Below are 22003 nucleotides of genomic sequence, written 5' to 3' on the forward strand. Positions count from 1 at the left end.
GAAGCAGAGGAGGCGTTCTATGCAAACCTGAACACACTCGATATGGTCGCCTGAAATGTGAACAAATCACCCTCCGGTAAACCCGGGGCGGTTCACAGGACCCATTGATTTCAACCTTGCGGCGTGATTCACGCTCTTTAAGGACACCGATCAATGAGCAATCTTTTCTGCCTGACTGAGTGAAGCGGATCAGAAAACAGTCCGGGGGACTGTTTTTCCGCTGAACCATATGGAGCGTCTGTAACCCTTCTTTTCCAAGGTGAGGAAGATCAGAAATTGATCCGGGGGATCGATTTCCCGCCGAACGGGGGCCTGGCCGCCTGATCGGGAGGACCAAGGGCGGCATGAACACCAAGCTGCATGCTGTCACAGATGCGATTGGCCGCCCCATCACCTTCTTCATGTCAGCCAGCTAGGTCAGCGACTACACCGGTGCGGCGGCTTTGCTGCGGGAGTTGCCGGGAACTGATTGGCTGATTGCAGATCGCGGCTACTGCGAAGGTGAACGCCACCGGTCCGAGTGAACCGCAGCAGGCGGACTGGTTCAGAGATGCGTTGAACGTCAATGAGATAAAGCCCTGAATTCCCGGTCGTAAGGCTTGCAAAGTGCCGGTGAAATACGACAAGCGACGCAACTGGATAGAGATCATGTTCGAGCGACAGAAGGATTGGCGTAGGATCGCCACGCGCTATGACCGATGCCCAAAGGTGGTCTTCTCAGCCGTCGCGCACGCAGCAATCGTGCTGTTCTGGCTCTGGATATCAATGAGTCTGAAGTCTCACTCGCCGTGCGGTATGACACAAGCGTTCTTTCGATACTGAGCAGGATCATCAGTACTGGATGCTGCCGAATCCTGCGGTGAAGCCAGCGCTTTCTGATCCGACGGCAGTGTTTTGCAGCGCAGTGTACAGACCTGTCCTGCCGTTTTCGTTCAGCTTGGGCGTGAAGCGTGATCACGCTCCATCGGGCCGGTGACGGCAACCTCGGCTAGATCGAAAGTGACGGCGCAGGCGCGACACAAGGCGCGTAACCCGATTCTGACAGGGTTCATTCGCAGGCTGATCACGGACCTATCGTCAATGGCCTCGGGCAACTTGTTGCAGCGTGAGGAAAAGTTGCTTGGCGATAGTTGAGCACGTGCAGTTGCAGCCGCCCATTGTTGTCACTGAATTTCAAGCATGACAACAGTTTCCAGCGGCAGGTATGTCTGTCTTCCGTGATGGTGCCGCGCTGGTTGAGAGGAGTGGACCAGCCAGTTCGGCCTCATCGGCGTGTTGGAGGCAATGACGATAACACGCTGGAACAGGCTTCTCCGATGCAGCCTGATAGTGGATATGCTGCGCAACGCCTGAACGACGGTTTTGAACTACAGCAACAGGCTCGCCTATTGGCCGCAAGGGGCCGGATGCGGCCATTGTTCCAAGGGGCACGCGTGGGGCAAAGGGCGGGTAAGGTATCAAAGGACATGGCTTCATTCCAGTCCTCCAAACCCGCCATGCCCTCGGCCCTGCAGACGGAAAAGCATAGCATGGGTCGCTATTCCTGAGGCTCATCAATCGCATCGGGCGGGTACCGGGCGCGTTTAGACTTTCCTCAACAACAGCGCTGAAATCCCAACGTGTCGCAGGCGCAATCGAGCGTGACGGCGCGTTCATCGACATTGACCAGATCATGCAGCAAGGGGTGATTGCGTGCCTCTTGGGTGAAGTCGAATATCTGCGCTTCGCTGCGCGCACCGGGTGTGCCGGGCGGGACAAGGCTGCCCAAGATGCCCTTGCCCTGCCGGTCCATGACTGCGATCCGGTGCGACAGGCGCGCGGCCTCGTGCAAGTCATGGGTGATGAAAAGCCCGCCAAAGCCGCGCGCCTGGGCCAGTGACAGGACCAGATCCTGCATCCGGCGGCGCAAGGCGGGGTCGAGGGCGGCGAAGGGTTCGTCAAAAATCAGGAATTCGGGTTCCACTACCAGCGCGCGGGCAATGGCCGCGCGGGCGCGCATCCCACCCGAGAGTTGCGCGGGCAGTTTGTCCAGATCCTCGGGCAAAAGCGCCACGGCTTGCGCGGCTGCATGGGTGCGCGCGGTGATCTGGGCGCGGGGCAGTGTTCCAAGGGTCAGCGGATAGGCAATATTGTCGCGCGCGCTGGCCCAGGGCAGCAGGCGCGATTGCTGGAACACCATGCCATGGCGCTGATACTGGCGCAGGATACGGCCTTGATCGGGCTTTACTATGCCAGCGGCAATCGCCGCCAGCGTGCTCTTTCCGCAGCCCGACGGGCCGACCAGCGCCACCAGCTCGCCCGGACGAATGACCAGCGACACTGTGTCCAGCACGCGCCGCGCGCTGAAGCTGTGGCTGATCGTCGCCATTGTCAGCCCGCTCATGCCGCGCCCCGTTTCCATTGCCCCAGCCGCGTCTGAAACGGGCGGATCACCAGATGTTCGATAATGACCAACCCTGCGACCGCCAAGGCAACATTGGCCAGGGCGAGGTCGATATCCATATGCGCCCGCGCCTGTGCCATCTGCGCACCAAGCCCGGCGACATTCGTCACCAGTTCCGCCATGATCGCCACCTTGAACCCCAGCGCCAGCGCGATCCCGAAAACGGGGCCGAGGCTCGACAGGATTTGCCGCAAGGCGATGGTGCGGAAGCGCGCCCAGCGGGACGCGCCGAAACTCGTCGCCATATCCTCCAGCCGCCGGTCGCGGGTCAGTACGGCGTCCACCGTGCCAATATAAAGGATCGGGCCGATCACGATGGCGATGGTGAACAGGATTGACCCATGCGAGGGGCCGAACCAGATCATTGTCAGGATCACCCAGGCCGTCGCGGGCATGCCCAGCAGGATCGTGGCCACTGGGGCCAAGGTCGCGCGGATCAGCCACAGATAGCCCGCCACCAACCCCAGCCCGCCGCCGATCAGCCCCGACAGGCCAAGCGCCAGCCCGACCCGCCCGAAGGTGGCCCCCAGCGCCGCCCAGCCGCTGGCACTTGACAGCGTGGCCCAGACGGCCAGCAGGGTTTGCCACGGTGACGGCAGGATGAACGCGCCGTAATGCCAATGCGCGACCTGCCAAGCGGCCAGAAACAGCACTGTCCCAAAGGCCGGCGGGCCGAAGCGCAGGGCCGCGCGCGCGGCCAGAATGGGCAGCATCTCGGCCCATTCCGCCCGCCGCGCTGTCAGGCTTGCATCAGACGGCATAAAGCCCGTCATCCGGCAACGCGCCGCCGATGATCCCCGCATCTGCCGCAATCAGCGCCTGATACAGTGCCTCGACTTCTGGCCGTGCGACATGGGCCGCCAACACATTAATATTGGCGAAGGGAATGGCCTGCGCCAGCATGGGTGCTGCGCGCTCCACAAAGGGGGCGGCGTGCTCGGCGGCTTGTGCAGGATTGGTGTTCAGATCCTCGGCGGCCTCTGCCAGCGCTTTGGTCAAAGGGGCTGCCAGCCAAGGGTGCTGGCTGGCAAAATCGGCACGCATGGCCAGCGCGGCTTGCGGCAGTGACGGGCGCAGGCCAGTGACCCGGCCCAACTCATCGCGCATCTGCACGCCGCGATGCAGGTCCTGGCCATCCGCGCGCCCCCGCATCAGGGCCGCTGTGGCCCCCGGTTCGGCCAAGAATGCCACATCGGCGCGGCCTGATAGCAGCACCTGTGCGGCCTCCATCTGCGTTGTGGCCGGGATCAGCGTCAGCGCGTCGAGGCCCACGCCATGATGCGCCAGCGCCAACCGCATCATATGGCCAGTGAAATCGTTGAAGGCGGGCACAACCACGGATTTGCCGCGCAGATCTGGGATGGTGCAATCTTCCATCCCGCGCGCGACTAGCCCACAATGCCCGTCGGTCAGCGTGGCCACCAGCTTGATCGCGAAGCCGCGATTGTAAAGGCTTGCCGCCGCTTGTGTCGGCACCACGCTGACAGGCACATTGCCCGACACCAGCCCCGCGCGCATCTCGTCGCCCGTGGTCCAGATCGACAGATCGACCTCATCCGCGATGGTGTCGAACAGGCCCAGAGCCCGCGCATGCGCCATCAGGATTGCGGGGCCAGAGCCGGGTGTTTGCAGCACAAGGCGCGGCAGGCGGGGTGAATCTGCCCGCAAGATCGCCGGTGTCGCCAGCAGTGCCGCGCCCACTAGCAGCGCCTTGCGGCGTGTGAAATCGAATGAAGCCATGGCAAATTCCTCTGTGTTTCTGGTGGTGCATTGCGCTGCCACACGCCCCTTCATCCATGACGCAGATCAAACCTTCCAGCGTGGGAAGGTTTAAAACATTCAACTGTGCGCATCTGTCGCGGGGCGTATGCGACCCGCTGCCGCAGGCCCGACAGAAAGGCCGGGCGGACCCGTTGAAAGGCCATCACGACACAAAGGAAAACCAGATGAAAACGACCCTGATCACCGCAAGCGCCCTCGCCCTGATGCTTGCGACTGGCGCATATGCGCAAGGCAATGGAGGCCAGGGCAATGGCCAGCGCGGCGCAAGTTTCATCGCGTCATGGGATATGTCGCAAACCGGCACTGTCTCGGTTGAGGATATGCAGACGCGCCGGGGGGATTTTTTTGACATGTTCGATCACGATGGCAACGGCTATCTGGAGGCAGATGAGATCACGCAGATGGCCGAAACCGTCACGGCCCAAGGGGAATTGCGGCTGGAACGCCAGGCCGAGAACCGCGCAGAACGGCAGGGCGAGGGGCGTCGCGGACAGGGCCAGAATGCCAACCCGAGCGGTGCGATCATCCATGCCGCCATGTCGGTCGAATTCAATGATGTAAATGGTGACGGACGCATCTCGCGAGAGGAGTTCCTGACGGCGACCGAGCGCCTGTTCGCCACGCTTGACCGAAATGGCGACGGCCGCATCGGCCAGAGTGATTTCTGAAACAGTCACCCGCCGCGGGTACGACCGCGGCGGGTCGATCATGACCTTCTCACGAGTAGCAGGGCGCCGACAGGTACCAGAGCAGTGCTTGCTTCCAGAGCGGCCGCTTTGGGGACACGAACCTGACAGGCTGACCGACCGCAAAGGGCCGATCCTACTCGGTCAGGTCATCCAGACTAACCGAAAGCGCGCCAGCCAAGGCGCGCAGGGTTACGACGGAGCCCCCTTTTCGGCCGTCTCGATCTCGGCCACAGTCACGCGGTTCGCGCCCGCTTTTTCGGCAACGGCAACCGTGCTGCACGATGCCCCGAATGATCGTTTCGGGTTCGCCTCACCGCGGCAGCCAGATCGGCCCTAGCAGACCGCTTGGGGCCGATCCTGCTCTCACCCTGGCAAGGGGCAGATCAGTGACACTGATCATGCTGCGAACCTTTGTCTTGTGCGGTTGGCGAACCACACGAGCGACAGCATCACCGGCACCTCGACCAGCACACCGACCACAGTGACCAGCGCCGCGACCGAGTTCAGGCCGAAAAGCCCGATCGCCACGGCGACCGCCAGCTCGAAATGGTTCGAGGTCCCGATCAGCGCGCAGGGGGCTGCCACATTGTGCGGCACGCCCCAGCGCCAGGCGGCGGCATAGGCCAGCGCAAAGATGCCGTAGGACTGGATCAGGATCGGCACCGCGATCAGGGCGATCAGCAGCGGGCGCTCGATGATCACATCGCCCTGAAACCCGAACAGCAGCACCACCGTGCCCAAGAGCCCCAGCACCGAGAACGGCTTGAGCCGCGCCGTGAAGCCCGTGACAGTGGCCTCGGCCTGCGCCGCATCGCGCGCACGCCCGGTGATGAGTAGCCGCGTCAACACCCCGGCAACCAGCGGTACCACCACGAACAGCACCACCGACAAGAGCAGCGTGTCCCAAGGCACGGTCAGTTCAGTCAGACCCAACAGCAGCGCCACGAGCGGCGCATAGAGCACCACCATCACCACATTGTTCACCGACACCTGCGCCAGCGTGTAGTTCGGATCTCCTTTGGTCAACTGCGACCAAACAAACACCATCGCCGTGCAGGGTGCTGCCCCCAGCAGGATCAGCCCGGCGATGTATTCGCCTGCAGTTTCAGGCTCGATGAAGGGGGCGAAGATGAACTCGAAAAAGATGATCCCCAGCACCGCCATGGTGAAGGGCTTGATCGCCCAGTTCACTGCCAGGGTGATGATCAGGCCCTTGGGGCGTTCATGCACGCGCGCTAGGGCGGCGAAGTTTACCGCCACCATCATCGGATAGATCATCACCCAGATCAGCACTGCGATCACCAGGTTGATCTGTCCGATCTCCCACCCGGCAAGCTTGGTGAACAGATCGGGGAATAGCGCACCGAGCGCCAGCCCGGCGAGAATGCTCAGCGTCACCCAGATCGAGAGATACCGTTCGAATGAAGACATGCGCGGGCTTTCAATTTCTGACAGGGGTGACGCAGCAGGCGGGGTCAGTTGACGCCGCCTCGAGTGTGCCAATCATATCCGCCAGCGGGGCCAGCGCACCGGGGGCGAGCGCATAGCAGACGCGCGGCGGGTCGATCTGCCCCTCGATCACGCCTGCCGCCTTCAAGATGCGCAAGTGTTCGGACACGGTCGATTGCGCCAGCCCCACCGCCTGCACGATATCACCGCCGATACAGCCCGGCGTGCGCGCAAGCAGCGCAAGGATTTTCAACCGTGCAGGATGCGCCATCGCCTTGGCCAGCGCGGCCAGCCGTTCGTCATCTGCCTTCTGTGCAAGAGTTCGGTCTGAGAGCATGGATGTCACTTCGTTTATCGTCGTTAAACGATCAATAAGCATAAGTCAGAAGTGGCGCAAGAGCTCGTGCAGCCTGCGCGTCAGAGTTCCCTATGGACTGAACGTCCGTTAGGGGGCGGATCCGTCGCTCCTGCCGTCACCTTCGCGGTGGGTGAGAGCCGCCTGACGGCAGCGCAGCCATGCAGCTTCTGCAATTGGTGGAAGCGGACAAGCGCTACAGCGACTTTGGCCTGCGGTACTAAGTCCTTAAGCTCGTCAGAAAGGCCCCGACCCAAAGCCCGACCTGATCTGCACCAAGCTATTTTGTCACGTGTAAACGGACAGAATTGAATCCTTTGATTGCCACTTTACTACATTGCTGTGTCCGCACATAGACCATGCAACCGCTGAGATTGTGAAATGAGAAACCTGCTGCGCCAGATTCTGATGAAATTTTCCCGAGACTGGCTACTTCTTGCGTTGTTGGCATTGTTACCGTTCTTGCTCTGGTTGGCACCTGCCGGTTCTGGCGCTCTGCCCGGACTTGTGGACTGGAAGACTGTATCCGCTCTTGCCGGTCTGATGGTCCTCAGCCGGGGGCTGGAGGTCTCAGGCATGATTGATCGTGTGGGACGCGCCGTTTTGATGCGGCTGCACAGCATACGTTGGCTGGCTGTTACACTGGTCCTTATGGCGGCGGTCCTGTCAGCGATTGTCACCAATGATGTGGCGCTGTTCGTGACCGTGCCACTGACCCTGGGGCTGGCACGCATGGTCGCGCTGCCGGTGGGGCGGCTGGTGATCTTTCAGGCGCTTGCCGTGAATGCAGGTTCAGCGCTATCGCCTGTGGGGAATCCGCAAAACCTGTTGCTGTGGCAAGTCTCGGGCATGGGGTTCGTCGAGTTCACACTAACGATGCTGCCCATATCGGGGGTTATGCTTGCTCTGGTCCTCGCGCTTGTGCCGGTCGGCTTTGGCAAGGCCCCGCTCGCGCTGGCGGACATGAAAAGCCCTTTGCCCCTGAAACGCGACCTGATGGGTGCGTCACTTATCGCCTATCCACTGTTTCTGTGGGCCGTGAATGCGGGGTTTGCGCTTGCCGGGGCGGCGGTGATCATCGCGGTTTTTTCGATCCGCTTCCGGGATATCCTGCGCGGCGTGGATTGGACGCTGTTGCTGGTTTTCATCCTGATGTTTGTCAATATGGGGCTGGCGGGCCAAATTCCCATGATCGAGACCCAAGTCAGCGCGCTTCTGCATGGGCCGGGTTCAGCCTTTGCTCTGGGCGCGGGGCTTTCGCAGGTCATTTCGAATGTCCCGGCCGCCATCTTTCTGGCCGCCTTCACAGACGAGTGGCGTGCGCTGGCATGGGGCGTGAATGTAGGAGGCTTCGGACTTGCGTTCGGCTCGCTGGCCAATCTGATCGCCCTTCGGCTGTACCGCCAGCCCGGATTGTGGGTGCAGTTCCACCTTTGGTCGCTGCCGGTATTTGGTATCAGCTTCGCCGCTGGCGCGGTACTTCTGGCCATCTGAAAGACCGCTGCGCGACACCTTTGCACTTCCGCCGGGCAATGGGGCGGTTTTGCGCAAGCTTTTACATGCGCTGTATGGACTGAAGGCCGCAGTCGGAAAGCCAGACCCCACTCGACAAGGTGGGCACATCTGCCGAAAGGCAGGTCGCATGATTTAATCAGAGGCTGTCATTCTAGGTGCGTAGGGCGTGTTCATGGTCGTTTCATTCAGTTCAACGGCGCATCTGGTCGTGACGCAGCATGTCAAGATTTCACAGGGATCGAGCATGCCCTAGCAAGACAGCCCGAAAATGATCCTGTTAGATCTCGATCTGCATGAAGGGACCGGATGATTATTTCGGCGCGTGCCTCGCAGATTGGCGTCGATCGCCTTGCGCTCGCTCACTGGATGGTTTGTTGGTCAGCCCATCCATATGCGCTAATTTTCTTTCCGTCGAACCATGCAAGCAACCCGAAAGGACATTCCATGAGCGAGACGAAATTGCGCCGAGCGGGCCGAGCGATCCTCAGCCTTCACCGCACCGGGCTTCTTGTGCCAGCCGCAGGCTTGGCAGTAATGGGCGTGTCGGCCTATGCGATGGTGGCTGTGGCACAGGCGTTCCCGGAAACGGCATTCGCGCCTGACGGTATCGGCCAGTGCAACCCGTTTGAAGGCGATTTCGGCTGCGGTCATGGCTTTGGCTGTGCCTGCCATATGCTGCCAAAACCCGATCCTCTGGTCTGACCCTCTCTGTCAGGCTGGTTGCCCGCGATAGGGTGCCGTTGCGCTGCGGCCTGCGGCCCAAACTCGGCGAAAACTGCCACCGCCTTGAAATCGCGTGGAGAGCTTTGGCACTTGCGTGCGGCTTTCGCCATTTTGAAGCTGACTGATTGACCATCAGTGGTTTGGCCCGTGGGACACCCTAAGCCGGTTATTCCGACACTTGGTTAAGCGCTATCTGATGACTCACGCAATCGTCCGGACTTATTGCATGAAGATCAAAGGCTGGCGCCATTCGGACAGGTTTGTGGTGCTCCGCACCAGATAGTGACAGGCTCAGGCCATGGCCGATCGCGGGAGCCGTGCTTGAAAGACATCCGGCCCAGATCGTCTGAATAGCGCGATGACTATGGCCTGCGATGATGCGGCACACAGCGCTGCGCGCAATCAGATGCGAAAGCGCATCCGCGTTCAGAAAGCCGTGCTTGTCCAGATGCGGCGCGCCGGTCGCGAAGGGCGGATGGTGGAGCGCCAGAAGTGAGGGTTTTTGCGAATTGCCAAGAACACCTGCCAACCAGTCTAACCGCGACCTGTCCAGTCCGGGAGACCCGTTTGGCAGCGTGCTGTCCAACGCGATCAGCTGCAGATCGGCAATCGGGGCCGTGTAGCTCAGATGGTCAGGGGCGAAATCGACCCAGCCATCAAAGGCGATGCGAAACCCCGTGGGGTCGTCGTGATTGCCGGGCATCGGCCAAAGCGGGACCGGCAGCTCGTGCAAAAGTGGCAGAGCATGCGCATAGCCTTTTGCGCTGCGGTCAATGATGTCACCCGTCAGAACAATCGCATCAGGCTTGGCATCCATCGCGGCGATCTGTGCGAAGGCCCGCAGCAGAGCCTCCGTCGGATCATGGAACGGCTCGGCACCATCATCGCGCAGATGCGGGTCACTAAGTTGTGCGACAAGCGCCACAGGTTCAGCCCGAGAACGCGCTGCTGCCCTGACGGGCAAGCCATAGATTGACTGCGAGCAAGATGCCAGATGTGATCGTAATCGCAACCATGCTCATGGCCATTCCGGTCTGCACCGACCCTTGCTCGAATTGCGCGAAGACAAAGGTGCCGACCGTGCGCATGCCCGCCGGGGCCAGCATGATCGAGGCTACCAGCTCGCGTGAGGCAATCGCAAAGACGAGCATCATCGCGGCGATCAACGAAGAGGCCATCAGTGGCAGCGTCACATGGCGCAGCGCCTGCATCTGCCCTGCACCCGCCACCCGCGCAGCATCATCAAGCGAGCCGGAAATCTGGCGCAGCCGCGCCACGGCATAGCGGATCGGATAGGGCAGCAGGATGCCGATATAGGCGATCAGCAAGATAGCCGCTGTCCCGTAAAGCGAAAGCGGTTGATAGGGCGAGTTCCAGAACAGGATGATTCCCACCGCCAGCACGATCGCGGGAATGGCATTTGGCAGCACCGACAGACCGTCCATCACCGCGCGCCCGCGCCCGGTGCCGCGCACGACGATATAGGCGACCAGACCGCCAATGGCGGCTGTGGCAAAGGCCGTCAGCACGGCCAGCCAGCCGGATGTGATCAAAGCCTGCCATGCACGGCTGCCACTGCGGAAGAGTGGCTCATAGTGACGCAAGTCGAAATTCGACCAACTTAGCCCGCCCGAGATTGTGCCCATGAAAGATGTCACTGCAATCGCCGCCAGCGGGATCACCACGCCGATCAGCGCCACCAGCGCGAACAGTCCCAGCACCGGCCAGCGCCAGCGCCCCAGATCGGCCTTTTCCAGATCAGCGGGCTTGCCAGTCTGGCTGATATAGGACCGCCGCGTGGCGATCCAGTTCTGCAGCGTGAAGGCGGCCAGCACCATTGCCATCAGCATGACCGAGCCAAGCGCCGCGCCTGACAGGTCAATCGGCCAATCCGACAGTCGCGTGTAGATGCCGGTTACCAACACTTCGAACCCTGTGCGCGAGGCAAGCGCCGCAGGTGTGCCGAATTCCTCGATCGACATGGCAAAAACGATGAGCAGGCTTGCGGCGATGGCCGGGATCGACAGCGGCAACGTGATCAGGAAAAACGCCTGCAGGGGCCGCGCGCCATGCACCCGCGCCGCCGAGGCAAAGCGCCCGCCCACCATTTCCAGCGCGCGTGATACCGCAAAATAGACCAGCGGGAACAGGTTCAGCGTCATGACAAAGGCAACGCCCGTGAAGCTGAACAGGAAGCGGCCCATGTCAAAGCCCAGCAGCTGGAACAGATAGCCGCGCGGTTGCAGGGTCATCATCCAGGCAATGGCGGCGATGAAGGGCGGGATCAGGAAGGGGATCAGGAACACCACATCCCAGACCCGCGCGCCGGGCACATGAAACAGCCCGCGCAGAATGCCGATGGGCAGACCAAAGATCAGGCAACCGATCATCACCGAAAAGGCCAGCAGAAGTGTATTTCGGGCCTGCATCATCAGGCGGTCATTCTCGGTCAGGATGACAAGTTTCGAAAACGCTCCGGTGAGTGAGCCCCGCGCGAATTCGGGGAAGACGGCTTGTAGCAGGATGAACAGCACTGGCAGGCCGACCAGTATGATCAGCGCTGTGGCGGCAGCCGTGGTCAGCAGGGATTGCGCACGCAGCATGTCGGACCTTTCAGAAATGCGAATGGCCCCGAAACGCGCGGGGCCATCCGACAGGGGGGGCCATGTTCAGCGGTTGGTAACAGTCTCGTTGAAGCGCGCGATGATCTCGTCACGGCGGGCCGCGACTGCGTCCTCATCGACCTCGATCACGTTCAGGTCATTGATGCCGGGGCGCAGCCCTTCGACATCAGCGCGGGCGGGCATCATCCAGGTATCGGCAACCAGCGCCTGACCCGCATCCGAGAGCACGAAATCGACGAAGGCCTTTGCCGCGTCCGCGTTCGAGGTGGATTCGAGGATGAACATCGGACGCGGTGCGATCACAGTGCCGCTTTCAGGCACGATAACCTCGACCGTCTCGCCCGCCGCCGCTCGGGAATAAGAGATATAGTCAACAGCTCCGAACACAGCCGCCGCTGCGCCTTGCAGAACCGGATTGAGGGCCGCAGCATTCGGCCCCGGCACGATCATGCCATTATCGGCGAGTGCGCCGAGAAGCTCCCAGGCCTCATCTCCCATTGCGGTTTCCAGGCCGGCGATCAGGTCAAAGGCAGAACCTGACTGCGCAGGGTCGGGCATGGTGACGAGGTCACGATACTCCTCGCTTGCCAGATCGGTCCATTCGTTGGGGCGCGGCGTGCCGCTCTGGGTGTTCCACGCAATCGCCAGCGCCGAGATACCTTGCGCCACATAATGGCTGTGCTTAAGGAAATCCGGCACGTTTTCGGCATCGGGCGAGAGGTATTCCATAAGCAAGCCACGCTCATGCATGTCCACAGCCGAGCCCCAGCTGGCCGAGACCACGACATCGGCTTGCGGGTTTGCCTCTTCGGCTTCAAGCCGTGCCATCACCTGCCCGGTGGTGCCCTGAAACACGTTTACAGTGATGCCGGTTTCAGCCTGAAAGGCGTCAGCCAGCGCGTCTGCCAGCCCACCGGGGCCAGCGGTGTAGAATGTCAGTGTGTCGGCCTGTGCAAGCGTGCCCATCAGGCCAAGGGATGCGGCAAGAGCGGTCGTGCGAAGCATATCGGTTTCCTTCGAGTTTGGGTTAGTACGGGAACACGCGCAGACGATCAGCATCAATCGCCAAGGGAATGTGGCTGTTCACAGCGGCGGGCTGATCGGTCGGGCAGACGAGCCCAGTGCTTTCGCCGTTCAGCCCCAGATGCAGCAGATACCGGTCGCCCTGAAACTGGCAGCGCATGACCTGCGCCTTCAACTCGCCTTGCGGATCGGGTCGAATTGCCGTGCGCGGGATAAGGATGCGCGCTGGGCCTTCGGGGGCTTTCCCGGCAAGGCTGGGTAGGCTTAGATGCGCGCGCGCGCAGGTAAAGCCCGCAGATGCGCAGAGCCTGCCATCCACCAGCGCACCGATATTGAGAAACTGCGCCACTTCGACCCGCTTTGGCGCGGAAAAGAGCGCCTCTGGCGCATCAATCTGGGCAATCTCGCCATTCAGCATCACCGCAACGCGGTCGGCGATGGTAAAGGCTTCGGCCTGATCATGGGTGACATAGACCGCAGACAGGCCCAGTTCGCGCAAAAGCGTGCCGATCTCCAGCGCCAACCCCTCGCGCAATTCGCGGTCGAGGTTGGACAACGGCTCGTCAAACAGCACCAGCGGCGGTTCAGCGACAATCGCACGTGCGAGGGCGACGCGTTGCTGTTGCCCGCCCGACAGCGTGCCGGGAAAACGGTCTGCCAAATGGCCCAGCCCCACCCGGTCAAGCGCACGCCGCGCGCGGGCTTCACGGTCGCTGCGCCCCAGTTTGCGCATGCGCAACGGGAAGGCCACGTTGTCCAGCACACTCAGATGCGGCCAGATGGCGTAATCCTGAAACACCATGCCGATGCCGCGAGCCTCGGGCGGGGCATTGAACTCACTTCCATCGACCACGCACTGGCCAGCAATCTCCATCTGCCCAGAACTGGCGGAAAGAAGGCCCGCGGCGATGCGCAACAGTGTGGTCTTGCCGCAGCCCGAAGGACCAAGAAGCGCGACCACCTCGCCCGGGGCAAGGAACAGGTCGATATTGCGCAGGACTTGCGTGTCACCGAAGGATTTGGTGATCTGCGTGGCACGCAACGCGATCTGGTCAATTTCTGTCGTGATGTCTTTCATAACTGCCGCGTAGCAGTGCAATGTAACAGTTTCTTGTCAGAGGCCTCGATAAAGGCGGTGACCGGCCAGTTGCACCCGCTGTGCCGCCCCATTTTGCCTGTCGAGGCCCGGCCGTGGGCCAGGTCCCCAATCCGAGAACTGATTGTATAATGCGAAATTCTATGAGGGTGTCGCAATGCACGCTGGTTGACCAGGCTTTCTGCGAAGTGCCCCAATGTCGCCTTTCGGAAAAAGGTGGTGGATGACTTTAACCTTCACAATCCCGGCCCCGAGGCTGTGCTGGCCCATGCGCCGATTATCCGCGCATTCCGGACAGTCGTTGACTATCTGCCCGTGTCTGGTTTGATCAGGTGATCAAACTTCGGTGGCAGATCAGGGGGGGGCGCAAATCAGAACAAACTAACCATAACAGAATAGGTGAGTTCGAATGAGTCGGGACTCTCTAAAGAGAGTCCGCTTGCTATTTAGTAAAATAGAGACCTACACCTCTTACCTGTTTTGGTAAATTGATAGTAAGATCATACAATAGCGGAGTGATGGTGGTATGGTGATAAATTCACATGCGGAATCTCAAGAATCTGAAATTTTGCGAATTCTGATCGTAGATGATCATTTACTTGTTTCTGACATGCTCTCGGCTGCACTGGGTGCGGAGGATGGGTTTGTGGCAGAAACAGTTGGAACAGTGGAAGACGGGCTTTCAAGGATTTCAGAAGTCGGTCGTTTTGATGCGGTGCTGCTGGATTACGAAGTCCCGGGCATGGACGGGTTGAACGGATTGCGGCGGCTGCTTGAGGCGAATTCGGGCGCTGTCGCGCTGTTTTCCGGCGTGGCGAACCGTTCTGTTGTGGAGCGGGCGATTGATGCGGGCGCGGGCGGTTTTATTCCCAAGACCGTGCCACTCCGGACGCTGAAACACGCCATACACCTTATCGCTGACGGAGAACTGTATCTTCCCGGCGAGTTTATGCGCCGTGCCTCTGAAGGGCCGGCAGGGGAGTTGGGGCTGAAGCCACGTGAAATGCGTGTGCTTGGTTTCTTGTGTGAGGGGATGCAGAACAAGGAAATTGGCCGAGAGATTGGGGTGGATGAGACGATCATCAAGATGGATGTGAAGTCAATCTGCCGAAAACTTGGGGTCAGAAACCGCACTCAGGTTGTCATTGAGGCCATGAAACGCGGCTTGCTCTGATAACACCTTATCCTTGTTCGTGCCTTTGAAGGTTAAACGTATTTTTTTGCGAGTGATGGAATGGACAATTATCTGGATCAGTCCCTTGAGGGACCCTTTAGTGCTGGCCATAGTGCCGGTTTTCGCGCCGTGTCTGCGGTCGCGACCCAGCATGATACGAAAACAGCCTTTGAGGAGATCCTTGCGCAGTTGTCGTTCAACCGTGCCGATCCGCCGGATTTTGTCACATTGCACTATGGGGCAGGGCGTCCTGCGCAATCTGTCTGGGAGAATGCCAAGGATGTATTTGGCGATGGGGCACTTCACGGTGGATCCTCTTGCCTGGGGGTAATGAGCGAGAAGGGTGCCGCGATCGAGAATGGCAATTCCATCGGGGTTTTTGCAATATGGGATCGTGAAGGTGCATATGGCACAGGGGCGTGTCCCTTGGGGCAGTCGCCGCGAAAAGCGGCCGCGATTGCCACGCGCGCGGCGCTACAACAGGCCGATCGCATGGGTGAAGCACCTGAGCTTGTCTGGCTGACTGCCGCGCCGGGGCATGAAGAAGAGGTGCTGCAAGGCATAAAAGACGTTGCCGGCGCGCCCGCGTTGATCATTGGTGGCAGTTCTGCCGATAATGACGTTAGCGGAAAATGGAGTCAGTTCACCGCCGAGGGCGCACATGCGGAAGCGGTGGTGGTTTCTGTCTTGTTCCCCTCGGTGCCGATTGGCTGCTCATTCGAGAGCGGCTATGCCCCGACAGAGCAGCACGGAACTATCACGCGCGCAGAAGGACGCAGCCTCTACAGCATTGATGGACGGCCCGCCGGAGAGGTTTATGCCGAGTGGACGAAGGGCGCTGTTCCGGTTCCCGCCGAAGGCAGTGCCTCTATCCTTGCACAGTCGACCATGTTTCCCTTGGGGCGCCGATTGACCCAAGTGGATAGCATTGATTTTCACATTCTGGCGCATCCCGCAGTCGGCCATGCAGATGGCACGCTTGATTTATTCGCCGATCTGCAAGAAGGTCAAAAAGTCTGGTTGATGAATGGGTCACAGGATAGTTTGGTTGAACGTGCAGGGCGGATTGCGTCGAAAAGCTATCGGCAGATTCCACAGGGGGTTTCCGGGGCGTTGATGATTTATTGCGGTGGGTGCATGCTTTCGGTGACAGAGCGTATGAACGAAGTCGCGGCTCAGGTCGCAGAGGGTCTGGAGCAAGCCCCCTTTCTTGGTGTCTTCAGCTTTGGCGAACAGGGTGAGACCCTTTCTGGTGGTTCCGAACACGGTAATCTGATGATTTCCTGTATCACCTTTGGTGTAGAGGGTGATTCGGACCCTACTTCCCGCCCCACAGATTTGGCCTATGTCTAGGTCTGAAGAGCTTCTTTCTGTTCTGGCAGATCGGGAGCGACTGCTTAAACAAGAGCGCATTTCGGCCCGTCATGCCAAGACGCTGTTTGCCGCGATTGATGCCCTGCATTCCAGTGAAGAGCCCGAGCAGGGTATCAAGCAGGTTCTGGAACTCACCCGAGATGCGACCGGGGCGACCCTCGCCGTTTTGTTGGTCACGGGCGAAAACGATACATTCAGGACCAAGCTGGCAACGGATCCTGGTTTCGGCCTGCCATCATGGCGGATCAAGCCGTCTATCTTGCAGCGCAAAAGGCGCGTGACAGACCTGTCCGAGACGGGGCTGTTTCCGGAAATGCCGCTTCAGGCCGGAGAGTTCCGGTCATGCTTGTCGGTGCCGGTCGAGGCACCGGACGAGGAACCGATGGTGATCTTGTTGCTGTCAGGCGAGGTGGCGAAATTCACCAGCGCGGATCTGGACCTTCTTCAGCGTATCGCGAATCTGCTGAAAAATGTGTTTGACCGTATTCGCCTTGCACATCGCAATGCTGTGCTGGCGCGCATTGTGGACCGCAGTTCCAGTTCACCGCTAAGCAACTACTTTTCTGATTCTTCTTTCGATGTCCTGAGCAGGGCTTTTGCGCATGTTGTCGATTGGCAACGACATATCGTTGACATTGCCAACAACCTGCTGGACGCGCGCAGCGAGGTTATCGACCCGGCCATAAACACCGCGCTCGCCCGGACCGGAAAACTTGCCCGGTCTGACAGGACCTATGTCTTTCGCTTGCGGCCCCCGGATCGGTTGGACAATACGCATGAATGGGTTGCCGATGGCATCGAACCCATGATCGATGAATTGCAGGATATGCCGGATTCGATGCTGGAGGATTGGCGCGGGCCATTCGAAGCCGGAGAGCCGGTCGATATACCCGACGTCAACGCGCTGCCCGAAGACTCTGTCGTGCGAGAGGTCTTGCAAATGCAGGGGATTCAGTCGCTTTTGGCGGTGCCCATGCGGTTGAATGGTAAGCTGACGGGGTTTGTCGGATATGATGCCGTGCGAAGCACCCGCAAATTCCTGCCGGTAGAGATTGAATTGTTGCAGTCGGTGGCCAATGCGATAGGCGTGGTCATGGATCGTGCAGCCGCCGAGGCGCGGGCGCGCGATGCACATGCGCGTCTGCGCGAAGAACGCGACAGGTTTCAGGCCACGCTTGCGGCAATTCCAGACCTGCTGCTGGAACTGGATGCCGAGGGGCGTTTCGTCAGTTATGGGGCCGGGGCGCAGCTACCACCCGCCTATCCGCTGGAAGAGGTGCTTCACCGCCTGCCGGAAGAGGTGCTGCCTGCGCATCTTGCACAGCTTATGCGCAAGATCATGGCAACCGTGGAAAAAGAGGGCTATGCGAACGGCTTTCGGTATCCCATGGTTGTCGGTGGGGAACAGCGCTGGTTCGAAGTGTCTGCCGCAGGCAAATGCGCCCAGTCCGAGGGGGGCGGCGGGGGCGGGTTTGTTTTCCTGATCCATGATATTACCGAGTCCTATCGGCAACAGCGCCAGATCCAACGCCTCGGCCGCATTGCGGAACTGACGTCAAACCTTGTCATCATTACGGATGCAGCAGGGCGGATCGACTGGGTCAACCCCGCCTTCGAGAGCCGGAGCGGGTGGAAACTGGCTGAGATCGAGGGCCGCAATCCAGCAGATTTCCTACAAACCGAAGAGACAGATCGCGACACGCTTCAGCGGATAAGCACGGCTTTGCGCGAGGGTAAGCCGGTTCAGGCCCAGTTGCTCAACCGCAATCGCGCCGGGGAAGATTACTGGATTGCAAAAGATATCCAGCCATTGACCGATGAGGAAGGGCGGCTGGACGGTTTTGTGTCTGTTCAGACAGACATAACGGAACTTCAGGAAGCGCATCAACGCGCACTTCGGGTGCGCGCCCTGGCGATGGAAACCGCAAGTGACGGGATCGCAATCAGTGATGCCAAGGGCGGCTATATTTTCATGAATGCAGCCCATAGAGAGATGTTCGGGGTCGAACCGCACGAAGATATCAGCCAGTTAAGCTGGCAGAACTTTGTATCGCCCGAAGAAAAATTCCGTTTCATGAAATATGAATGGCCAAAACTTGCGGCAACAGGGGCGTGGCGGGGTGAATTGACGGGGCTGCACCGCGATGGACGACATGTTCAGCAAGAAGTGACATTAAGCGTTGCCGATGACGGTGGTTTGGTTTGCTTCACGCGGGACATATCCGAAAAGCGAAGCCTTGAAATAGAACAAGCACGCCTGCGCGATGATTTGCAGCTTGCCCAAAGGCGGGAAACGATCGCGCATCTGGCCTCCGGTGTCGCGCATGATCTTAACAATCTGGTTGCTGTTGTTTCTGGTACCGTGTCGCTACTTGAGGGGCAGTGCAAAGGCAGCGCTGAAATTCAATCCGGCCTGACCCGTATCAAGCGTGCAATGGATGCAGCACAAGACCTTGTTGCCGGCCTAAGAAGCAGCACCCGGCCCAAAGCAACTCGCGCCACGCTCGACTTGCGAAATGTCGTGTCAGAAGCAGTTGACCTTCTTGGCTCGGAACGGCGCAAGAAACATGGGATCATGGTCGATTTTTCCGGTGCTGCTATGCCAGTGTGGGCAAACCAGACCGAGTTGCTGCAAGTTATCTTGAACCTTATGCTGAATGCCTGCGAATCTTCGGCTGATGGCACCAGCCATGTCAGCATCGCGATGGGCATGGGTAGTGATTGCATCCCGGCCCGGATGCCCGATGTTGGTGAACTGAATGCTGACTTGGGTTATTCAGTATTTCAGGTGTCCGATACAGGTGATGGTCTGGACCCGGAAATAGCGGATCGCTTGTTTGAGAGCCACGTTACCACCAAGGGAAGTGCTGGCACCGGGATGGGGCTGGCGATCATTGCCGGAATATTGCGCGACAATGGGTGTGCCTTGTGGTTCGACAGCGTGCCGAAAAAAGGCGTTACAGTGACAGTCGCCTGGCCTGAGAAAGAGCCTCTCCCGAAGGATCGTGGCCACTTTGCCGAAAGAATTGCCAGTGCCGCAAAGCTGACCGGACACCATATCCTGGTTGTTGATGATGTCGAAGATGTTGGCGATGTGCTTTCAGAAATGCTGGAGACTGATGGTGCTGTAACTGTCGCAGTCTCGGACCCGCAAGAAGCGCTGGACCTTTTGGCAGAAAATCCCGGCCTATGGTCCGCAGTTGTGACGGATTTCGACATGATCGACATCACAGGTGTTGATATCGCCAAAGCGGCTGCGCGCCTTGATCCGCCGGTGCCCTGTGTTCTTGTGACGGCCTTGCCAGATCATGCCGCAAAGAATCGGCAGTTGTTTCACAGCATTTTGGCCAAGCCGGTAGAGGCGATTGCGCTGATCCGCCATGTCAGGGCGGCTGTTTCCGCCTGATTTCCGTCCACGAAGTACACCGGAAAGTTGTTTGCCACTCCCTTTAGGGAGCTTGGTGATATTTCCCTCTTTCGGTTTCCCAAAGATCGCAAGCTGCAACCTATGGTCGTAACACATCCGTTTACCAAGATGTTAGTTTGGCTCATTAAGGTTAATATTGGCACCGTTCAGCTTGGGGAAACGCCGACGAGACATTGTAAATAAACAGTTATTTTTGTGATGCGCATCGCGCCCGGATTTCCCGGGACTGAAGTGATCCCTTGAGGGTTGAACAACTCTCAGGTGTGCATGGCTGCGAGACTGTTGCAATGAAATTGTCGCCGAGCCTTTTTCTGTCGGACTACAAGCGGATGAAAGGAAGTTCGCAGTGAAAATGTTTAATGAATGGTCAAAAGCCCAGGTCTTTCCAGCTGTCCGGGACGTGCAGTTCGCCAACGACCCAATGACCCTCATTCCAGAAGATATTGAGCGCCTTCTGAACAAAATGATGGACCAGCTCGATACGGATCCGGTCACTGAAGCAAATGTCATGCTGCTGGGGTTCGATGCGCAAGTAAAATTGCGTATGTGTGAAATGCTGACGCAGATAGATGTCGCGACCTTTGCATTTGGCAAAATTGCAGATTTCTTTTCCAAAACACCTGCGATGGTACAGAAATATTCCACGATCATTCTGAACCTCGATGCGATAGATGACCTTATCTATGCCGTGGACACGTTATATAACTTCCGCTCCAGATACCCTGAAATCGCTGTTGTCCTTGTTTCTTCTGAGGTGCGCGGGGATGATCTTGGAAGAGAGCGTGCGGCAATCTGTGACGCAACGCTGCGTGCGCCGCTTACAACGCAGCGCCTGAAGGGTGCGCTTCAGAATGCGATTTCGCACAGGACAGGATCGCACGCAGAGCATTGATCTGCGTTGCGGACTTCGGTTGGTTGCAACAAGATGTGAAACGTAGGGCCGTGGCGCTGTGATGCGCGGCGGCCTTTGTTCTGCGCATAGGGCGGCTGAACGGCGGAATAATCCCGCAAAACTGCCGCAGGAAATATCATGCTACCTGTAATGACGTTTGCGCCTGACTTTACTATCAGGCCGCAGGTTTTTGCAGGGTCAAGCCGCCCTCGCGTTGAAGGAAGGCGACAATTTCCTCAACGCCGAAACTGTCGCGCAGGCGTGCCAATACATATGGGCGCGTTCCACGGGCGGCGCGTGTATCTGCCTCTAGCTGCACCAGATCAACGCCGACATGGGGCGCAAGATCGGTCTTGTTTACGATCAGCAGATCAGATTTTGTCAATCCCGGCCCGCGTTTGCGTGGAATGTCCTGCCCTGCCGCCGTGTCGATGACATAGATCGTCACATCTGCCAGTTCCGGTGAAAAGGTCGCGGCAAGATTGTCGCCGCCAGATTCGATCAGGATCAGGTCAAGTTCCGGGATGTTGCGGGTCAGATCCGCGACTGCGGCAAGGTTGATGCTGGCATCTTCTCGAATGGCGGTATGGGGGCAGCCGCCGGTTTCGACACCACGAATACGCTCGGCAGGCAGCACTTGTGCGCGCAGCAGCGCATCCGCATCTTCGCGGGTGTAGATGTCATTGGTAATGACCGCCAGCGAACAGCGCGACGCAAGCGCGCGCGCCAGTTTCTCGGTCAGAGTCGTCTTGCCCGCGCCCACAGGGCCACCGATGCCCACGCGCAGAGGTCCGTGTTTGCTCATGTTCGAAACAACCTTATTTCCTTGGTTTCATGTTCCATTGCGGCCATATCGGCGCCCAGACAAGAATTGCCCAGATCGTCCATGCAGGCAAGGCTGGCGGCGTGTGCCGTCTTTTGGACCAGTGGCAGCAATCTAGCCAGAACGCCATGCCCCTCGCCTTGCCCCAAAGGCACATGCCGGATCCCGATCGTGATGAGATTGGTCAGAAATGTTTGCAGATAGAACGCAATCACCGTTTGTGGTGGCAAGCCAAGGGGCAGGGCGGCTTCGGCCACAGCAATGGGCAGCGCGCGGGGGCAAAGGTCGCGGCCCGTGATCTGCCCCACTGTTCTTGCAAAAGCAGCGCCCTGCTCGCGTGTTTCCTGCATACGTTCGGCACAGGGTTGCAAGGCATCGCACAGCGCATCCAGCGCAGTCAGGTCAGCGCCGTCACGCAGTGCACAAGCCAGCAGCACCGCATCCTGCCACCCGCTGCCAAAGCGCAAAACGTCAGCCAGCCACAGTTCCAGCCCGGATGCGTCGGATACTTCGGCGCGGGCGACCACCTGTTCCAGCCCGTGGCTATAGGCGAATGCCCCTGTTGGAAAGGCAGGGGACAGCCAGTGCTGCAATGTCAGGGTTTCTGTGGCCAG

General features: G+C 59.3%; 18 protein-coding genes and 1 pseudogene. 8 read left to right on the plus strand and 11 right to left on the minus strand.

What is annotated here, in order from left to right; all coding sequences use genetic code 11:
• Nucleotides 1–308 precede the first annotated feature (308 nt).
• Nucleotides 309–756: pseudogene (locus tag EV660_RS17800) on the plus strand (transposase); the annotation flags it as partial.
• Nucleotides 757–1594: 838 nt separating this feature from the next.
• Here EV660_RS17800 and EV660_RS17805 read toward each other — a convergent pair.
• From EV660_RS17805 to EV660_RS17815, 3 genes are read right to left on the minus strand one after another with little or no spacing between them, the layout of a single operon-like run.
• Nucleotides 1595–2383 (minus strand): ABC transporter ATP-binding protein, encoded by a 789-nt coding sequence (locus EV660_RS17805; RefSeq protein ID WP_071481959.1) that lies wholly within the window; start codon nt 2381–2383, stop codon nt 1595–1597.
• Nucleotides 2380–3204 (minus strand): ABC transporter permease, encoded by an 825-nt coding sequence (locus EV660_RS17810; protein WP_157798910.1) that lies wholly within the window; start codon nt 3202–3204, stop codon nt 2380–2382. The genes EV660_RS17805 and EV660_RS17810 overlap by 4 nt, the downstream gene beginning before the upstream one ends.
• A complete protein-coding gene (locus EV660_RS17815; protein ID WP_071481961.1) occupies nt 3194–4183 on the minus strand; it encodes an ABC transporter substrate-binding protein in 990 nt (329 codons plus the stop codon). Before EV660_RS17815 ends, EV660_RS17810 begins: the two co-directional genes overlap by 11 nt.
• 206 nt (nt 4184–4389) lie before the next feature.
• Here EV660_RS17815 and EV660_RS17820 point away from each other — a divergent pair, with 206 nt between their 5' ends.
• Complete coding sequence (locus EV660_RS17820; protein ID WP_157798911.1) at nt 4390–4893, plus strand: EF-hand domain-containing protein; 504 nt, start codon at nt 4390–4392, stop codon at nt 4891–4893.
• A gap of 417 nt (nt 4894–5310) precedes the next feature.
• Here the strand turns inward: EV660_RS17820 and arsB are convergent, their stop codons facing one another.
• A complete protein-coding gene (arsB, locus tag EV660_RS17825) occupies nt 5311–6345 on the minus strand; it encodes an ACR3 family arsenite efflux transporter (protein ID WP_071480110.1) in 1035 nt (344 codons plus the stop codon).
• Nucleotides 6346–6355: 10 nt separating this feature from the next.
• The gene (locus tag EV660_RS17830) at nt 6356–6700 is read right to left on the minus strand and encodes an ArsR/SmtB family transcription factor (protein WP_071481962.1); all 345 of its coding nucleotides are present in this window, start codon (nt 6698–6700) and stop codon (nt 6356–6358) included.
• A 426-nt stretch (nt 6701–7126) separates the two neighbouring features.
• On the opposite strand from EV660_RS17830, the gene EV660_RS17835 reads away from it, so the two are divergent.
• Entirely contained in the window at nt 7127–8212 is a 1086-nt protein-coding gene (locus tag EV660_RS17835) for an SLC13 family permease (protein ID WP_084635082.1), read from the plus strand.
• Nucleotides 8213–8677: 465 nt separating this feature from the next.
• Nucleotides 8678–8935 (plus strand): hypothetical protein, encoded by a 258-nt coding sequence (locus tag EV660_RS17840; protein WP_134014121.1) that lies wholly within the window; start codon nt 8678–8680, stop codon nt 8933–8935.
• Between the two features lie 187 nt (nt 8936–9122).
• Here the strand turns inward: EV660_RS17840 and EV660_RS17845 are convergent, their stop codons facing one another.
• The 4 genes from EV660_RS17845 to EV660_RS17860 form a co-directional block, all read right to left on the minus strand.
• The gene (locus EV660_RS17845) at nt 9123–9920 is read right to left on the minus strand and encodes a metallophosphoesterase (protein WP_246028981.1); all 798 of its coding nucleotides are present in this window, start codon (nt 9918–9920) and stop codon (nt 9123–9125) included.
• On the minus strand, nt 9886–11559 hold the full coding sequence (locus tag EV660_RS17850; RefSeq protein ID WP_071480113.1) for an ABC transporter permease: 1674 nt from the start codon (nt 11557–11559) through the stop codon (nt 9886–9888). The genes EV660_RS17845 and EV660_RS17850 overlap by 35 nt, the downstream gene beginning before the upstream one ends.
• A 66-nt stretch (nt 11560–11625) precedes the next feature.
• Nucleotides 11626–12585 carry an ABC transporter substrate-binding protein gene (locus EV660_RS17855; RefSeq protein ID WP_071480114.1) on the minus strand — a complete coding sequence of 320 codons (960 nt, stop codon included), beginning with the start codon at nt 12583–12585 and terminating at the stop codon, nt 11626–11628.
• A 22-nt stretch (nt 12586–12607) separates the two neighbouring features.
• Complete coding sequence (locus EV660_RS17860) at nt 12608–13681, minus strand: ABC transporter ATP-binding protein (protein ID WP_071480115.1); 1074 nt, start codon at nt 13679–13681, stop codon at nt 12608–12610.
• A gap of 586 nt (nt 13682–14267) precedes the next feature.
• Here EV660_RS17860 and EV660_RS17865 point away from each other — a divergent pair.
• The 4 genes from EV660_RS17865 (at nt 14268) to EV660_RS17880 (ending at nt 20566) form a co-directional block, all read left to right on the plus strand.
• Nucleotides 14268–14873 carry a response regulator transcription factor gene (locus EV660_RS17865; RefSeq protein ID WP_071481964.1) on the plus strand — a complete coding sequence of 202 codons (606 nt, stop codon included), beginning with the start codon at nt 14268–14270 and terminating at the stop codon, nt 14871–14873.
• Between the two features lie 60 nt (nt 14874–14933).
• Entirely contained in the window at nt 14934–16226 is a 1293-nt protein-coding gene (locus EV660_RS17870; protein ID WP_084634767.1) for an FIST signal transduction protein, read from the plus strand.
• Nucleotides 16219–19653 carry a PAS domain S-box protein gene (locus EV660_RS17875; RefSeq protein WP_071480116.1) on the plus strand — a complete coding sequence of 1145 codons (3435 nt, stop codon included), beginning with the start codon at nt 16219–16221 and terminating at the stop codon, nt 19651–19653. The genes EV660_RS17870 and EV660_RS17875 overlap by 8 nt, the downstream gene beginning before the upstream one ends.
• Nucleotides 19654–20095: 442 nt before the next feature.
• A complete protein-coding gene (locus EV660_RS17880) occupies nt 20096–20566 on the plus strand; it encodes a hypothetical protein (protein WP_134014123.1) in 471 nt (156 codons plus the stop codon).
• A gap of 175 nt (nt 20567–20741) precedes the next feature.
• Here the strand turns inward: EV660_RS17880 and ureG are convergent, their stop codons facing one another.
• Nucleotides 20742–21371 carry an urease accessory protein UreG gene (ureG, locus tag EV660_RS17885; protein WP_071480118.1) on the minus strand — a complete coding sequence of 210 codons (630 nt, stop codon included), beginning with the start codon at nt 21369–21371 and terminating at the stop codon, nt 20742–20744.
• Entirely contained in the window at nt 21368–22003 is a 636-nt protein-coding gene (locus EV660_RS17890) for an urease accessory protein UreF (protein ID WP_071481966.1), read from the minus strand. Before EV660_RS17890 ends, ureG begins: the two co-directional genes overlap by 4 nt.

Source organism: Roseinatronobacter bogoriensis DSM 18756, from assembly GCF_004366635.1.
GTDB lineage: Bacteria > Pseudomonadota > Alphaproteobacteria > Rhodobacterales > Rhodobacteraceae > Roseinatronobacter > Roseinatronobacter bogoriensis.

What these genes read in the sequence shown, in the direction of transcription:
- EV660_RS17870 (WP_084634767.1), top strand. Translation starts at nt 14,934, where the DNA reads ATGGACAATTATCTGGATCAGTCCCTTGAGGGACCCTTTAGTGCTGGC.
- EV660_RS17815 (WP_071481961.1), bottom strand. Translation starts at nt 4,183, where the DNA reads ATGGCTTCATTCGATTTCACACGCCGCAAGGCGCTGCTAGTGGGCGCG.
- EV660_RS17820 (WP_157798911.1), top strand. Translation starts at nt 4,390, where the DNA reads ATGAAAACGACCCTGATCACCGCAAGCGCCCTCGCCCTGATGCTTGCG.
- EV660_RS17860 (WP_071480115.1), bottom strand. Translation starts at nt 13,681, where the DNA reads ATGAAAGACATCACGACAGAAATTGACCAGATCGCGTTGCGTGCCACG.
- EV660_RS17850 (WP_071480113.1), bottom strand. Translation starts at nt 11,559, where the DNA reads ATGCTGCGTGCGCAATCCCTGCTGACCACGGCTGCCGCCACAGCGCTG.
- EV660_RS17880 (WP_134014123.1), top strand. Translation starts at nt 20,096, where the DNA reads ATGACCCTCATTCCAGAAGATATTGAGCGCCTTCTGAACAAAATGATG.
- arsB (WP_071480110.1), bottom strand. Translation starts at nt 6,345, where the DNA reads ATGTCTTCATTCGAACGGTATCTCTCGATCTGGGTGACGCTGAGCATT.
- EV660_RS17810 (WP_157798910.1), bottom strand. Translation starts at nt 3,204, where the DNA reads ATGCCGTCTGATGCAAGCCTGACAGCGCGGCGGGCGGAATGGGCCGAG.
- EV660_RS17875 (WP_071480116.1), top strand. Translation starts at nt 16,219, where the DNA reads ATGTCTAGGTCTGAAGAGCTTCTTTCTGTTCTGGCAGATCGGGAGCGA.
- EV660_RS17840 (WP_134014121.1), top strand. Translation starts at nt 8,678, where the DNA reads ATGAGCGAGACGAAATTGCGCCGAGCGGGCCGAGCGATCCTCAGCCTT.
- ureG (WP_071480118.1), bottom strand. Translation starts at nt 21,371, where the DNA reads ATGAGCAAACACGGACCTCTGCGCGTGGGCATCGGTGGCCCTGTGGGC.
- EV660_RS17830 (WP_071481962.1), bottom strand. Translation starts at nt 6,700, where the DNA reads ATGCTCTCAGACCGAACTCTTGCACAGAAGGCAGATGACGAACGGCTG.
- EV660_RS17855 (WP_071480114.1), bottom strand. Translation starts at nt 12,585, where the DNA reads ATGCTTCGCACGACCGCTCTTGCCGCATCCCTTGGCCTGATGGGCACG.
- EV660_RS17805 (WP_071481959.1), bottom strand. Translation starts at nt 2,383, where the DNA reads ATGAGCGGGCTGACAATGGCGACGATCAGCCACAGCTTCAGCGCGCGG.
- EV660_RS17835 (WP_084635082.1), top strand. Translation starts at nt 7,127, where the DNA reads ATGAAATTTTCCCGAGACTGGCTACTTCTTGCGTTGTTGGCATTGTTA.